The following is a 15,030-nucleotide window of genomic DNA, read 5'->3' on the forward strand; positions in this document are numbered from 1 at the left end:
AACCATTGCCATATAGTTGAGTTAAATCAACCATCTTCGGGAGTACTATGACCACCACGACTACGGCCCCCAAGCCGCGCATGACCCACCGCGAGGTCATGCAAGCCCTCACCGGACTGCTCATGGGCATGTTCGTATCCATACTGGCCGGTACCGTGGTTTCCAGTTCCCTGCCGGTCATCGTCTCGGATCTCAACGGTAGCCAAACGGCCTACACCTGGGTGGTCACCGCCACCTTGCTGGCCACCACCGTCTCGACCCCGATCTGGGGAAAGCTGGCCGACCTCGGCAATCGCAAGCTGCTGCTGCAGATCGCGCTGATGATGTTCGTGCTGGCCTCGGCTGCCGCGGGTTTCGCGCAGGACACCAATTTCCTGATTGCCATGCGTATCATCCAGGGCCTGGCCGGCGGTGGCATGGGCGCACTGAGCCAGATCGTGATGGCCGATATCCTTTCTCCGCGTGAGCGCGGCAAGTACATGGGCCTCTTCGGTGCGGTCATGGCTTTGGGCACCGTCGGTGGCCCATTGATCGGCGGGTTCATCACCGACACCATCAATTGGCGCTGGAACTTCTTTGTCGCCTTGCCGGTGGCCATCGTCGCCGTGATCATGATCCAGCGCACCCTGCATTTGCCGGCGGTCACCAAACGCGCGTTCAAGATCGACTACCTGGGCATAATCCTGCTTTCCGCCGGTGTGGCGCTGCTGTTGATCTGGATGTCATTGGGCGGTAGCGAGTTCGAGTGGGCCTCACCGACCAGCTACCTGATGATCGGTGGCGCGGTCCTGGCGCTGGGGCTATTTGTCGTGGTGGAGCTACGGGCGTCCGAGCCGCTGATCAACCTGGCACTGTTCCGCAACAGGACCTTCACCTTCGCGGTAATCGCGTCGTTGGCCGTGGGGATCTCGCTATTCGGCACCTCGGTCTTCCTCAGCCAGTACATGATCATGGCCCGGGGCGCCACCGCAACCCAGGCGGGTCTGATGACCTTCCCGATGATGGCTGGATTGCTGGTCATCTCCACCGTTGCCGGCTGGTTGATCTCCAAGTTCGGCAAATGGAAGGCACTGGTAGTTGTCGGATCGATCCTGCAGGTCATCGGCTTGTTCCTGTTGGGCACCATTCACTACGACACGAACTTCGTACTGGTGGGAACCTACATGTTCATCCTTGGAGCCGGTGTGGGCCTGGTCATGCAGAACCTGGTTTTGGTGGTCCAGAACGCGGTGGCACAGAAGGATCTTGGCGTCGCCTCCTCCGCGGTGACCTTCTTCCGCACCCTGGGAGGTACCGCAGGCACCGCAGGCTTGGGTGCGTTGCTGGCGGTAAGCATCCCGAATATGCTGTCCGATCGCAAGACCGAGCTGGCCAATGCCATGGCTTCGCTGGGCGACAAGGCCGCCGCAGTCAGCGCGAGCCTGAACTCCGGCTCGCTACCCGATGTGTCCGCACTGCCCGGCCCGGTCAGGGTCATTATCGAATCCACCTACGGCGATGCAGTCGCCGGATTGTTCGCCTTTGCCGCGCCTCTCAGCCTCATCACCGTCATCGCGGTACTGCTGATCCCGAACCAGTCGTTGAGCAACCAGACCCGAACCGAACGGTTGGCGGAAGAGCAACTGGAAGCGAAGCCCGGGATGCTTGCCGCGCAGCCAAGCGACGGCGGTGTCCATGCGGAGTCCGTAGTCGGCACCGAGCCGGGTGCCGCGGATTCAGCACGGAGGTAGCTTCCGATGCCCAGTAGTGTGCACGCTTCCCCGGAACAGGTCATTTCCCTGGAAATGCTCGAATCGGTGGAACAGCAGCTGACGCAGCTTCTCGTCTCGAATGCCCACGCCAAACGCCGGCTCGCCAGCCAGTTGCAGGAGAACCTGCCGCCAGCGGCGGTGCCGGTGCTGGGCATGGCGTTACGCGAAGACCAGATTTCCCAATCCGAAATCGGCGAACTTCTGATGGTGGACAAGGCCAGCCTTTCTCGACTGGTGACACGCCTGGAGGACGCCGGCCTGCTGGTGCGGACCCTGGATCCGCACGACCGCAGGGTCAGCCGGATCAGCGCCACCGAGCAGGCCAGGAAACGCTGGGGTGAGATCATGGACGAACAACGCACCCTGTGGATATCCAAGATGCGGGGGTGGCCCAATGAGGATCTGAGGCGGCTTGTCGCCCTGTTGGGCAGGCTAAACGAGGATCTCCGGCAGGGCTGAGTGCCGCGCCACCCGGAACATGCCCCAAAGCACGTCGTTCCTTTACCCGGCAGACCGGTGACAGGTCGCGGGCAGGACACTACAGTCGAAATATGAGCAAAGGCAGCAACCTTCCAGCCATCGAACGCGCGACCGGGATCAATTGGGACTCATGGGTCGAGTACCTGGGCGGTCGGGGTGCCACCGACCTGCCCCACTTTTCCATCGCCCAAATCGCCGAGCAACGGATGGGCCAGACAGTGGAAAACTCCGGTTGGTGGGCCCAGGGGGTGGCTGTGGCCTACGAACAACATATCGGGCGAAGGCTACCAGGCCAGTCCGCTGACGGAAGTTTCCAGTTCGCGGTGACCAGAACCGTGGGCGCGGATTTGGACGACGCCTTGGAACAATGGCGGCAGGTGGCGGGCACTCTGGCCGAATTCAACGGTCGGAAGCTTGATGGCGAACCACGGATCAGCCGTAGCGACAAATGGCGCTACTGGCGGATCAGCCTCGACGATGGCACCAGGGTTTCGGTGGATATCGGAGGCAAGGCCGCGAAATCCTCGGTGGCCATCAACCACACCAAAATCCAGGATCCCGACCAGGTTCCGGGTTGGAAGGACTTTTGGCGTTCGCTACTGCGCCAGCTGCCAGCCTAACCCGCCCTTTGACTGGTCAACCTCATGATCAGCAAAACTTTTTAGCAACATTGGGTCAACATACTGGGCAATATGACTAATGTTAAGTTCTTCAACTAGGCCTTGAGGGGCCGAGGCTGTCACAATAGGAAACTGAAAGTAGGGTCGAGTTCACCGGCAGGATCCGGTGATCATTTCCGACCTCCTCGTGGTTGTTGTCACCGCATTGGTTGACGCAACGTTCATCAGTTGGAGTGTGCTTACCCATGAGCCTGATTGTCCAAAAGTTTGGCGGGTCCTCGGTATCGGATGCCGAAGGCATCAAACGTGTTGCGCGCCGAATTATTGACACCAAGGCCGCCGGCAACGACGTGGTCGTTGTCGTATCCGCCATGGGTGATACCACCGATGACCTGCTTGACCTGGCCGCCCAGTTGACTACTGAGGCCCCGGCCCGCGAGATGGACATGCTGCTCTCGGCCGGCGAACGCATCTCGATGGCCCTGCTGGCCATGGCCATCGACGAACTCGGCGCGAAGGCCGCCTCCTTCACCGGTTCGCAGGCCGGGCTGATCACCGATGCCAGCCACGGCATGGCCCGCATCATGGAGGTCTCCCCGCAACGCGTGCACCGCGCCATCGAACGCGGGTACATCGCCATCGTCGCCGGCTTCCAGGGCATGAGCAAGGAAACCAAGAACATCACCACCATGGGACGCGGCGGCTCGGATACCACCGCGGTGGCGCTGGCCGCAGCCCTGGATGCCGATGTCTGCGAAATCTACACCGATGTGGACGGCATCTACACTGCCGACCCCCGGGTGGTCTCCGCGGCACGGAAGGTGGACACCATCTCCAGCGAGGAAATGCTGGAAATGGCGGCCAGCGGATCGAAGATCCTGCACCTGCGCTGCGTGGAGTACGCCCGGCGCTTCGGAGTGCCATTGCATGTGCGCTCCTCATTTAGCACCAACGAGGGTACCTGGGTTATTCCCGACCCCGACGACAAGATCACCATCCAAGAGGGAGAACCCATGGAACAGCCAATCATCTCCGGTGTCGCCCACGACCACTCCGAAGCCAAGGTCACCGTGATCGGCGTTCCGGATATTCCCGGCAAGGCCGCCCAGATCTTCGGTGTGATTGCCGCCGCCCAGGCAAATATCGACATGATCGTGCAGAATGTTTCCACCCAGGGTTCGGGCAAGACCGACATCTCCTTCACCCTGCCGATGACCGAAGGCAAGCGCGTGCTTGATGCGCTGAACACCGCCAAGGGCGAGATCGGTTTCGAGGAACTGGAATACAACGAGGAAGTCGGCAAGCTCTCGCTGATCGGCGCCGGCATGCGCTCGAACCCGGGGGTGTCCTTCACCTTCTTCGAGGCCCTGCACCAGGCCGGGATCAACGTGGATATGATCTCCACCTCGGAAATCCGGATCTCGGTGGTCACCGACGCCGACAAGCTCAATGATGCCGTGCGGGCCATCCACTCCGCCTTTGACCTGGATGCCGATGTGGAAGCCACGGTCTACGGCGGCACCGGCCGCTAGGACCCCGCAACCGCACATACCAAAGGGATCGGGTCCCGTCCGCAAGCCGCGGACGGGACCCGATCCCTTTGGTGTACGCCCCATTGATACGCGGGGCAGGCGTATCAGCGGCTGAGCTTGCCGGTCAGGCCGGCAATCGGGCGAAGGAAGATCGGACGGGCCAGCACCCAGGCCACGGCAACCACCAGGATCGAGCCGGCGAAGATCCAGAATCCCAGCCACCCGGTCTCATCACGTGAGGCATACATGTGGTTCAGATTGCGTAGCGCACCGGTGGTGAAGACCAGCACCACGTGGACCACGATGAACATCACGAAGAACAGCATGGTCGGGAAATGGATCGCACGGGCCAGTTCGATCCGGTAGGCCTTGTTGAGTTTCGAATCCTTCGGCCAGGCATTGGACATCCGCAGTCCGGTAACCACGGCCAGTGGCGCGGCCACGAAGACCACCAGGAAGTAGGCGATAACCTGCAATGCGTTGTAGTTGGTCCAGCCGTTCTCCAAGGGCCAGTTGAACGACGCGTATTGGATCGCAGCGGAGAGCGCGTTGGGGAAGATATCCCAATGGGTGGGGACGATGCGCATCCACTGACCGGTAATGAACAGCAGCACGTAGAAGACCAGGCCATTCAGTACCCAAAGCGCATCCAGGCAAAGATGGAACCAGAGCTCCAGGCTGATCTTCTTCGGGGCCCCCTTGGTCTTGAACAAGCCTTTGTTGTTCCGCGTCCAGAAGGTCCGTGGTCGGCCGGTGGTCCGAACCTGCATGCCGGAGCGGATGATCAGCACAATCAGGAACATGTTCAGGAAATGCTGCCACCCCAACCAAGCGGGCAGTCCCACCGGAGCATTATCCGGAAGGGTGGAGTGCCCCGGGTAGCTCAGGATGAATTCCTGCACCGGCTCCATGGTCCGCAGCCACCGGGCCAGCAGCACCACCAAGGCGGCCAACACCAGCAATGCCAGCACGGTGGCAACCGGTTTGACCCAGGCGGGGGCCGGTGATTTTCCGGTTCCTGACGGATTTCTGCCGCTGAGAGACATCACGAGATTATTCTTCCTTCGACTGTGCGGTGATCGTACTAATCGTAACCAAGTTAGCCCCGCACCGTCAGATAACGGTGCTCGGGTCGACCGCGGGTTCCGTAACTTAGTTGCAGCTCCAGCGCCTCGCTGGCAACCAATGACGCCAGATAACGTTGCGCGGTGGCTCTGGCAATGCCCACGGCCTCGGCCACTTGGGCAACACTCAACGGTTCTTTTGCCTCCTGCACGCAGGCCAGGACTGCCTGCTCCGTGGGTGGGGCCGCAGCCGCACCCGGTGAATCGTCTCCGACCAGAAGGGTCCGGTACAGCCGGTCCACCGCAGCCTGGTCAAGGTTGGTACTGGCCTGCAATTGGCGACGATATCGCGCCCAGCCCTTCAACCGGGCATGCAGATCCTTGGCTTCGAAGGGCTTGATGACGAAACCAAGTGCGCCGCCGCGCATAGCCGCGTGGATGTTCTCCGGTTCGCTGGCCGCCGAGACCATGATGACATCCACATCGATGGCATTTAGCAGTTCCACCCCGCTGACATGCGGCAGGTACAGATCCAACAACACCAGGTCCGGGTGTTGGCTGGCCACGATTTTCGGAACCGTGCGTGGATCCTGTACCGGTTCGAGCGCGGTAAAGCCGGGCAACTCCTCAACCATGGAGGCGTGCAGCTCGCCCACCCGGAAATCGTCATCGACGATCATGACCCGGTAATCCCCGTGCGTGTTCATGTGCTTACCTAGCCTTCCTCACTCAATACCGACGGCAGCCTGGCGGCTATCACCGCTCCGGATTGCTGTCCCCCGGCATCGGCCACCCACACCTCGCCGCCGCGGGTGCGGGCCAGTCGGCGGATCAGCGGCAGTCCCACCCCCTGGCCATGGGCGGCCCCCATCTGCGACCCGGTAGTGACCGTTGGTGCGAAGATGTCCTGGTCCGTGGTGATTCCCAGGCCGGAGTCGGCCACCGCCAGATGCAGGGTACTGCCCTCGGACAGCAGGTCCACCTCCACCCAATGCGGCGGCTCCGTGTCCAGGGATGCCGTAAATGCGTTGTCGAGCATATTTCCCAGTACTGCGGTCACATCCTGGGCATCGTGGGCGCTGGCGATCGGTGCGTAGAGGATGGATTCCGCCGAAATCCGCAATTCGATGCCCAGCTCATGGGCCCGAATCCCCTTGGCTGAAATGAAGGCACTCAGATACGGGTCACTGATCTGTTCCAGTCCTTGCACCGGGGCGATCGCCGGACCCGAATTGGTTAGTTCACGCAGGTAGTCACGGGCTCTTTCGCTGCGGCCCAAATCCAGCAAACCCAGCACCGCGTGCATCCGGTTGGCGAATTCATGACGTTGGGCGCGCAACGCGTCGGCCATATCCTGCACCGCGTCGAGCTTGGTACCCAATGCCTCGATGGTGGTGACATCCCGTAGCAGGATCACCTGTCCCAGATCCACCCCGTCTCGCACCACATCGGTGATGCGGGCAATCAGGGAGCTTTCGGCGATTTCCAGTCGGACCGGTGTGCGTTCACGTTCATCAATGGCCTTGACCAGCCGCTCATGCAGACCGGCGGCCCCGTAGTGCCGACCCACCACGTCGGCCAGCTCGGTCCGATGCGGCAGCCCGAGCATCTGTCGGGCGGCCTTGTTGCGCACGGTAATCACCCCGTCGCTTCCCAGCCCGATCACGCCGTCGGTCACTCCGTACAGCACGGCCTGCTGGTCGCGGACCAGCTGGGCGATTTCGGCCGGTTCCAGTCCGAGGGTCTGGCGCTTGAGCCGGCGGACAGTCGCCCGACCGGCTCCAATGGCCAGCGCGGTCGCCAGCAAGGCGAACAGGGTGATCCAGCCGATGGAGGCGAGCAATGCACCGGTCAGGGATTCGGTGGCCATGCCCACCGAGACTTCCCCGACCACCTGCCCGGAGTCCGGCGCGTAGACCGGAACCTTGGCACGCACCGATTCGCCCAGGGTTCCGTGCTCCCGTGACAGGTCCTCCACCCCGGTCAGCGCAATCGGGTCGGTGGAGACCACCTGGCCGATTTCCTGGACATTGGGATGGGTGAGCCGCAGCCCGCGGTCCTCGGTGATCACCACGAAGGCCGCTTCATTGCGTTCACGAATGGCTTCGGCCAGCTGTTGCAGGGCGCCGGTGCGCAGGTTGGCGACATCCAATTGCTCCAGTTGCGCTTGTTGGGCGACCTGGGCACGAACCTGCGGATCGGCGGCTATGCTCCGGGCAATGCCCATGGAGGCCACCTCGGCCCGTTCGAACACCTGGTCATAGCGCACGGCAATGGTCACCGCGGTCACCACGACGATCAGCAGACCCAACACGACAAATTGCAGGCGCATGATGCGCGAGGCGAAGTGCCGTCCGGGAACTGATGTGGTGCGCATCCTCCCAGCATACGGCGACCGGAGATTTTAATGAGCAAAAAGAGTCCAAAAACTAAAAGCGGTCATTAGTGAGCACAAACCACCCGCGTGATGGCCGCCACGTACCTTGGATTGCAGACCCGGAGGTTCGGGTTCCCCTTTCCAACATTCCCGTCAAGGAGGTCGGAGCAATGTTAGTTGCCCTCGGATTCCTCATGATCGCCACCTTCATGGCCCTGATCATGACCAAGAAGATGACTCCGCTGCTGGCGTTGATCATCGTCCCAACGATCTTCGGCCTCTTCGCCGGCGCCGGGCTCGGGCTGGGTGAGATGGTCATGGACGCCGCCAAGTCGATGTCCGGTACCGTTGCCTTGCTGATGTTCGCCATCATGTACTTCGGCATCATGATCGATGTCGGCCTGTTCGACAAGCTGGTGGCCGGCATCCTGAAACTGGTGGGCAACGACCCGGCCAAGGTCGTCATCGGCACCGCCATGCTGACCGCCGTGATTTCGCTGGATGGCGATGGATCAACCACCTTCATCGTGGTCACCGCGGCCATGTTGCCGGTCTACCAGCGGCTGGGGCTCAGCCCGGTGGTCCTGACCTGTGTGGCCGGCCTGGTCAACGGCACGATGAACATCGTTCCGTGGGGTGGGCCGACGGCGCGCGCCGCTGCCGCGCTGGGTGTGGATGCCTCGGAGATCTTCGTTCCGATGCTCCCGGCGCTGGGGGTCTCCCTGGTGGTTATCGGGATCTTCGCCTGGCAGTTGGGGCTTTCCGAGCGTCGCCGACTGCACCGTGACATGCCTGAAGTCTGGGGCACCGAATTCGGTGGCGGCGCACTGTCCACCCCGAAGGCTCCCACCGGCGGCGGCGCTTCCTCTTCACCGGTCGCCGTGCTGGAACAGGTCGCTACCAAGGGCACGGGCGCCGAACAGCCGACCATGGACGGCACCGCACTGGACCCGAACCGCGACACCCTCCGCCCGAAGTTGTTCATCTTCAACCTGGTGCTGACCGTGGCCGTCATGGTGTTGCTGATCATCGATGTCGTCCCGCTGCCGTTCCTGTTCATGGTGGGCACCGCGCTGGCCCTGGTGGTCAACTTCCCGAAGGTCGGCGACCAGATGAAGATGATTACCTCACATGGCAGCGAAATCATCGCCGTGGTTTCCATGGTGCTCGGTGCAGCAGTACTCACCGGGGTGCTGTCCGGTACCGGTATGGTCGAGGCGATGAGCGCCTGGATCGTGGATATCATCCCCGATTCGATGGGCAGCTACATGGCCGTACTCACCGGCCTGATCTCGATCCCGGCAACGTTCTTCATGAGCAACGACGCCTTCTACTTCGGGATCCTGCCGGTGCTGACAGAGGCCGGAGCACACTTCGGGGTCCCTGCCGTGGACATGGCCCGTGCCTCCATCACCGGCCAGCCGGTGCACATGCAGTCCCCGTTGGTCCCGGCGATCCTGCTGCTGGTGTCGCTGTCGAAGGTCGACCTGGGTGATCACCACAAGAAGGTCCTGTGGAGGGCCGTTGTGGTCTCGCTGGTCATGCTGGCCAGTGGCGTACTGTTCGGTGTCATCCACATGGGCTAGCCACCGGCACTATCCAGGCCCCCGTTTCCGCTGTAGCTGCGCGGCGACGGGGGCCTTTTGCCCTGCGCGGCTGTGAACTGCACGACGAAAGGTGGCAGCTGCGTGGACCCACCTTGGATAATGGATTCCATGTCCGTTTCCACGACCGTCGAGCTGTCCGCCACCCGGTGGCGTGAGCATGCCGCCGCACATGAGCGGCGGGCCCGGCGTTTCGGCGAACCCTTTGTGCGACGGCGGATGACCGGGGCAAAGCACCCGGTCGAGGATTTCCTGTTCACCTACTACACGCAGAAACCCGGACAGCTCTACCGCTGGCACCCGGGTGCTGGTTTCCGGCTGACCGGCGAGGAGGCCCTGGACTACCAGGGCGCCAAGTTCTACCGGGTCTCCGGCACCGGTAAGCACGGCGTGGCCGAGGTGGATATCGAGGCCTTTGTCGCGGCCCGCAGGCGGATGATCGACTTCGCCCGGGTGATCCTGCGCTCCACGACCCAGCGTCCGGCGAACTTCGCCTGCTTCGGCCTGCATGAATGGGCGATGGCCTACAAATCCGAGGTCAATGGGATCCGCCACGAGTACCTGCCGCTACGCCTGGGCGCGGCCGGGACCGACCAGGTGGTCCAGGACCACCGGATCCGATGCACCCACTTCGATGCATTCCGGTTCTACACCCCGCAGGCCGCGCCCCTTAATGAACTGCAGCCCACCCGTGAAACACAACGGGAGCTGGAACAGCCCGGCTGCCTGCACGCGAATATGGACCTGTACAAGTGGGCGTACAAGCTGTTGCCATTGGTCTCCAGCGACCTGATGATGGATTGCTTCGAACTGGCCTGGGATATCCGGACCATGGATATGCAGGCTTCCCCCTACGATCTGTCCGGGTGGGGGTATGAACCGATCCCCATCGAAACCGCGGAGGGCAAGGCACGGTATGTGCGCGAGCAGAAAGGCTTCGCCGATCGCGCCGAGGAGTTGCGGCATGCCCTGCTGTCGGTGGTGGATTCGATCGATCTGGCCCCCTTGCCCGGCCGGGCCGCCCACGGCATCGGGAAATCGTGCGGCGACCAGTTTCCTGCCGGACCGTAGTCGGGAGGCTCCCCGCAGTTCCCTGGGTTTCCGTCTGGCGGCCTAGTCACGGAGATCTTCCAAGGCGCACAATGAACTATGCATACTCCACGGGTATCCACGGTAGCCGCTTTCTGGGTCGCTCTGCTTGCGGTTCCGGTCTTGTGTGCGGGTTGCGCGCCCTCCACCGATCCTGGCAATGAGCCGACCGGGTACAGTGACCACACCGCGGCCCCTTCCACCAGCTCCGCCCCGGGCGGATACCCCAGCCTGCGGCCCTCGCCGGCACCCGGCCAGACTTCGGTCCCGGATCCCGGAGATGATGCCTCGGTCGATACCGTTCTGGATGTGGCGCTGTATCCGGATGGCAACACGCTCGGCAGCCGGTACACCCTGGAATGCGCCGACGGCCGGGCCCTCGGCGAGAGCCGGGCACCGGATCCGACGGCTGCCTGCGAGGCGATCAAGGAGAACCCCCAGATCCTGGCCCCGCAGCGGCCAGCCGATCGAATGTGTACCGAAATCTACGGCGGTCCGGACCGGGCGGTGGTCACCGGAACCCATGATGGCGAACAGGTGGCCACCGAATTCATCCGAACCAACGGTTGCCATATTGCCGAATGGGACGCGCTGGATGCCCTGCTGGGCCACGGCGGAATGTAACTGGTTGACTTGAAACAACCAGTTTTGCCGCTTCGGAAACTAGAATTCACGGTGTCATGGAATTTTTCCTGCTTATTGTCGCCCTGCTCTTCGTCACCGTACTCGTGGTGGGGGTCTCCGAACGGATCGGACTGCCCTACCCGATCCTGATGCTGCTCTTTGCGCTGGCCGCCGGCTTCCTGCCGTTCATGCCGGCCATGCACATCAACCCCGAGCTGATCCTGCCGATCTTCCTGCCTCCGCTGCTTTTCGCCACGGCCCAACGCAGCTCGTGGTCCGTCTTCCGGCTGCGTTGGAAGGCCCTGATCCGGCTTGCGGTCATCCTGATCGTGGTGACCGCCGGTGCCGTGGCCGCCACGGCATGGACCCTGGCCCCGATGCTGTCCCTGCCGCTGGCCATCGCGCTCGGTGCCATCGTCGCCCCACCGGACCCGGTGTCCGTGGACGCGATCGCCACCAAGGTGAGGATGCCGCGCCGGCTGACCTCGTTGTTGGAAACCGAGGGGTTGTTCAACGACGCGATGGCCATCGTGATCTTCCAGCTGGCCGTCACCGCGACACTCAACGGTACCGAGGTGGGCTGGCAGATCGTTCCGCAGTTTGTGTTGGGCGCGGCGGCCGCCACCGTCCTGGGCTTCGCCATGGCCTGGCTGATCGGCGCGCTGAACCGGTTTGTCCCGAACCTGGTGGCGCGCTGCGCCGCGACGCTGGTTGCTCCCTATGCGGTGTACCTGCTGGCCGAGGAGATCCATGCCTCCGGGGTGGTGGCGGTGGTGGTCACCGCCCTGGAACTGGGCCGACGGGCCCGCCCGCAGGATTCGCAGGAGCGGTTGACCCGCACGGCCTTCTGGGAAGTACTGGAGATGCTGGCCACCGGCCTGGCCTTCGGGTTCATGGGCATCGAGATGAACCGCGTGGTGATCGAGGAGGGTGCCAATCTGATCAGCTTCATTCCGGGCGTCGTGCTGATCTGCGCCGTGGTGATCGCGGTGCGTGCCGGATGGATGTTCATCACCCATTACCTGCCGCGTTCGCGCAGCAACGGGCCGGCCGCGGCCAAGGACGCGCTGGTGCTGACTTGGTGCGGCATGCGCGGGCTGGCCACGCTGGCATTGGCATTGGCGCTACCGGTCAACGACGCGGCCGGCAATCCCATCGAGGGGCGAAACTTCGCGGTAGTGACCGCCTGCGCCGTCCTGCTGGCTACCCTGGTGATTCCGGGGTTGACCCTGCCGTCGTTGATGCGGGTCTTGAAGTTGCAGGACAATGAGAAGCTGCTCAGCAGGCAACGCCGTGCCCTGGCCAACCGGGCCCAGCACACGGCGATGGGCAAACTGAAGTCCAGCCCCGAGCTGGCCGCGCTTCCCGAGGAATACCGCCAGGTGATCACCCGTCGCCTGCAGACCTTGCACACCCTGCTGATTACCGATGAGCCGGAGGTCGATACACTGCACGGGGAGAAGCTGGCCAAGTACCGGCACATCATCACCGTGTCCGATGCGTTGCAAAGCCAAGCGTTGAATGCCGCCCGCGACGAACTGCTGCGGGCTCGCAATGAGCCGGGGGTGGATCCGCATATGGTCGACGACATTGTGCAGCGGTTGGATCGCCGCACCATGACCCTGGACCGCTGATCCCCCGCCACCCGGCCTGACCCCGGTTGCCCGGCTATTCCTTGCGCTGCAGCCGGAGGATCACCTCGTAGTGGTTGGTCTGCGGGAACATGTCCATGACCCGGGCTTCGACCGGTTCCAGGTTGCCCATCCGTTTCAGGTCCTTGGCCAGCGACACCGCATTGCAGCTGGAATAGATCACGTGCTTGACCTGTGAGTCGTTCAACCAATCAGCCATTACCGCACCGATCCCACGCCGTGGGGGGTTCACCACCACCAGTTCCGGCCCCTGGTCCTGGCCCACCACGAAATCGGTCGCATCCCCCGTGACAAAACGGGTATTTTCCATTCCCAGATCGGCGGCACTGCGTTCGGCGGCCTTGACCGCCGCGGCGCTGGATTCCACGCCCACCACCTGGCGGCCGGATGCCGAGCAGTGCAGCGCAAAGCCGCCCACACCACAGTAGAGGTCCCAGAGGCTGGCAGGCTCAAGTTCCGTGACCCATTGCCGGGCCTGGCGGTACAGGGCACCGGCGATCTCGGTATTGGTCTGGAAGAACCCCTGCGGGCGCAGGTGCATTCCGATGCCGTTCAGTTCCATCCCCAGGGTCTGGGCGGCAGTGAGCACGATCTCTTCCTCGCCTTCAAGTACGGCCTTGTGCTCGGGCAGGAAATTCACCGACACCACCTTGGCTGCGGGCAACGCCTTGCGGAACAGTTCCAGGCTGTCGCGGAGGGCCACGAAGTGCTTTTTGGTGCGCAGTACCCACCGCACCATCAGGTCCCCGGACGGGGCCAGGGTAATGATGACGTGCTTGAGTTCGCCCTTGCGTTTCGGAACGTCGTAGGGGATCAGTCCCAGCTGCCGGATAAAGCGTTCGATGACGGGAAATGCCGCCCGTAACTCGGGGGCGCAGACCCCGCAGTGTCGCAGGTCGATACCATGGCCGTCGGCGTCCAGGATTCCAATGTTCGGGCTCTCGCTGGTGCCGGAAATCACCATTTTTGCCTTGTTCCTGAACCCGGATTCGGTGCTGGGCTGCGGGGGAAGGAACCGCAGCGACGTGTGGTCGGCCAGCAGCCTGGCACAGTGTTCGGCCTTATCCTGCAGCTGTTGCAGGTACGGGACGGCCATGAGGCTGCACGAACGGCAGCGGCCAGCGGCAAAATAAAGACATTCCATGATGCTGGCCATGGTACCGAACCCGCAGATGACACAGGTAAGAATCCTCGGTGCCGATTGCCCGGATATTTTCAGGTTCGGGCGATAGTCTCGAATTCAGATCGCCCCTGGTGCAGCACCCCGGGCACTCACGGAATCCGGAAAGGGACAATGGCACAGCAGATCCGTCGCACTTCGACTCGCCGCTCGCTGGCGTTCGTGGCCCTTCCCCTGGCTGCCGCACTGAGTGCCACCTGCACCAGCTGTGCCGCACCGGCCAGCGCACCGGAAGAGGTCTCCGTAGCCGAGGTCACACTTCCACCGGTCTCCGAAAACACCGACGACGGATCGCGGGAATCTCCCGATGCACCGGCCACCGTCTCCGCAACGGTCACCCACCCGGCAGCTGAATCCGGCGGCGAGGGTGAGGTGGCGCCGTTATCTAGCGCAGGTGCAGCCACCAATGCCCCGTCCGTGTCGGTCATCCCCAGCACCTCCCCAAGTTTTGATCCGGCCACCACCCGGCTCTTCGCTGCCGTGAGCGAGCATGATGTGTCGGCTGCCGAATCGGCCGTGGCCGAGGGCGCAGATGTCGAAGCGCGGGACAGCTACGGCCGCAGCGCACTGATGCGTGCGGTGGTCAACCGCGACGAAGCCATGGCGTTGAAGCTATTGGGACTGGGAGCCGACCCGAACCACACCGATGATTTCCAGGAATCTGCGTATCTGCGTTCCAGTGCGGAGGGAATGATCGCGGTCTTGCGTTCGAGCATCGAGCACGGCGCGGATCTGGAAGCCACCAACCACATGGGCAGCACCGCACTATCGGTGGCCAGTGAAAACGGCAGGGTCGAGTCGGTGCGGGTACTGCTGCAGCATGACATCGATATCAACCATGTCAACGATCTGGGCTGGACCGCCCTGCACGAGGCCGTCGTCCTGGGCCAGGGTTCCTCGAACTACCTGAGCGTAGTCCGGTTGCTGATGCTGGGTGGAGCCGATCCGACGATCAAGGACCGGACCGGAAACGACGCGCTGGAGCTGGCCAACGAGCGCAGTCTAAGCCAGATGGAACAGACCATCCGCAGCTCCTGGCGCTAGCTGGCCACGTGGC

The 15,030-nt window shown here is 62.9% G+C and carries 13 protein-coding genes; 9 read left to right on the forward strand and 4 right to left on the reverse strand.

Annotated features, from left to right (window positions below; translation table 11 throughout):
• Positions 1-47: 47 nt before the first annotated feature.
• The 4 genes from OK351_RS10200 to OK351_RS10215 all read left to right on the forward strand — a co-directional run bounded on the left by OK351_RS10200 (position 48) and on the right by OK351_RS10215 (position 4,383).
• Entirely contained in the window at positions 48-1,730 is a 1,683-nt protein-coding gene (locus OK351_RS10200; RefSeq protein ID WP_265158491.1) for a DHA2 family efflux MFS transporter permease subunit, read from the forward strand.
• 6 nt (positions 1,731-1,736) lie between these two features.
• Positions 1,737-2,210, forward strand: a complete 474-nt coding sequence (locus OK351_RS10205) for a MarR family winged helix-turn-helix transcriptional regulator (protein ID WP_265158493.1) — start codon at positions 1,737-1,739, stop codon at positions 2,208-2,210.
• A gap of 92 nt (positions 2,211-2,302) precedes the next feature.
• Positions 2,303-2,851, forward strand: a complete 549-nt coding sequence (locus OK351_RS10210) for a hypothetical protein (protein WP_265158495.1) — start codon at positions 2,303-2,305, stop codon at positions 2,849-2,851.
• A gap of 245 nt (positions 2,852-3,096) precedes the next feature.
• Entirely contained in the window at positions 3,097-4,383 is a 1,287-nt protein-coding gene (locus OK351_RS10215) for an aspartate kinase (protein ID WP_265158497.1), read from the forward strand.
• 104 nt (positions 4,384-4,487) lie between these two features.
• Here OK351_RS10215 and OK351_RS10220 read toward each other — a convergent pair whose 3' ends face one another.
• From OK351_RS10220 to OK351_RS10230, 3 genes are read right to left on the reverse strand one after another with little or no spacing between them, the layout of a single operon-like run.
• Positions 4,488-5,429, reverse strand: coding sequence for a cytochrome b/b6 domain-containing protein (locus tag OK351_RS10220; protein ID WP_265158944.1), 942 nt, complete (start codon positions 5,427-5,429; stop codon positions 4,488-4,490).
• Between the two features lie 53 nt (positions 5,430-5,482).
• Positions 5,483-6,154 carry a response regulator gene (locus OK351_RS10225; protein ID WP_265158499.1) on the reverse strand — a complete coding sequence of 224 codons (672 nt, stop codon included), beginning with the start codon at positions 6,152-6,154 and terminating at the stop codon, positions 5,483-5,485.
• Positions 6,155-6,162: 8 nt separating this feature from the next.
• Positions 6,163-7,824 (reverse strand): sensor histidine kinase, encoded by a 1,662-nt coding sequence (locus tag OK351_RS10230; protein WP_265158501.1) that lies wholly within the window; start codon positions 7,822-7,824, stop codon positions 6,163-6,165.
• A 170-nt stretch (positions 7,825-7,994) separates the two neighbouring features.
• Here OK351_RS10230 and OK351_RS10235 point away from each other — a divergent pair, with 170 nt between their 5' ends.
• The 4 genes from OK351_RS10235 to OK351_RS10250 all read left to right on the forward strand — a co-directional run bounded on the left by OK351_RS10235 (position 7,995) and on the right by OK351_RS10250 (position 12,775).
• A complete protein-coding gene (locus tag OK351_RS10235; RefSeq protein ID WP_265158503.1) occupies positions 7,995-9,410 on the forward strand; it encodes a CitMHS family transporter in 1,416 nt (471 codons plus the stop codon).
• A gap of 129 nt (positions 9,411-9,539) precedes the next feature.
• On the forward strand, positions 9,540-10,499 hold the full coding sequence (locus OK351_RS10240) for a 3-methyladenine DNA glycosylase (protein ID WP_265158505.1): 960 nt from the start codon (positions 9,540-9,542) through the stop codon (positions 10,497-10,499).
• Between the two features lie 78 nt (positions 10,500-10,577).
• Positions 10,578-11,141 (forward strand): serine protease inhibitor, encoded by a 564-nt coding sequence (locus OK351_RS10245; RefSeq protein ID WP_265158507.1) that lies wholly within the window; start codon positions 10,578-10,580, stop codon positions 11,139-11,141.
• A gap of 56 nt (positions 11,142-11,197) precedes the next feature.
• On the forward strand, positions 11,198-12,775 hold the full coding sequence (locus OK351_RS10250; protein ID WP_265158510.1) for a cation:proton antiporter: 1,578 nt from the start codon (positions 11,198-11,200) through the stop codon (positions 12,773-12,775).
• A gap of 34 nt (positions 12,776-12,809) precedes the next feature.
• Here the strand turns inward: OK351_RS10250 and rlmC are convergent, their stop codons facing one another.
• On the reverse strand, positions 12,810-13,937 hold the full coding sequence (rlmC, locus tag OK351_RS10255) for a 23S rRNA (uracil(747)-C(5))-methyltransferase RlmC (protein ID WP_265158512.1): 1,128 nt from the start codon (positions 13,935-13,937) through the stop codon (positions 12,810-12,812).
• A 150-nt stretch (positions 13,938-14,087) separates the two neighbouring features.
• Here rlmC and OK351_RS10260 point away from each other — a divergent pair, with 150 nt between their 5' ends.
• A complete protein-coding gene (locus tag OK351_RS10260; RefSeq protein ID WP_265158514.1) occupies positions 14,088-15,017 on the forward strand; it encodes an ankyrin repeat domain-containing protein in 930 nt (309 codons plus the stop codon).
• Positions 15,018-15,030 lie beyond the last annotated feature (13 nt).

Source organism: Glutamicibacter sp. MNS18, assembly GCF_026107515.2.
GTDB lineage: Bacteria > Actinomycetota > Actinomycetes > Actinomycetales > Micrococcaceae > Glutamicibacter.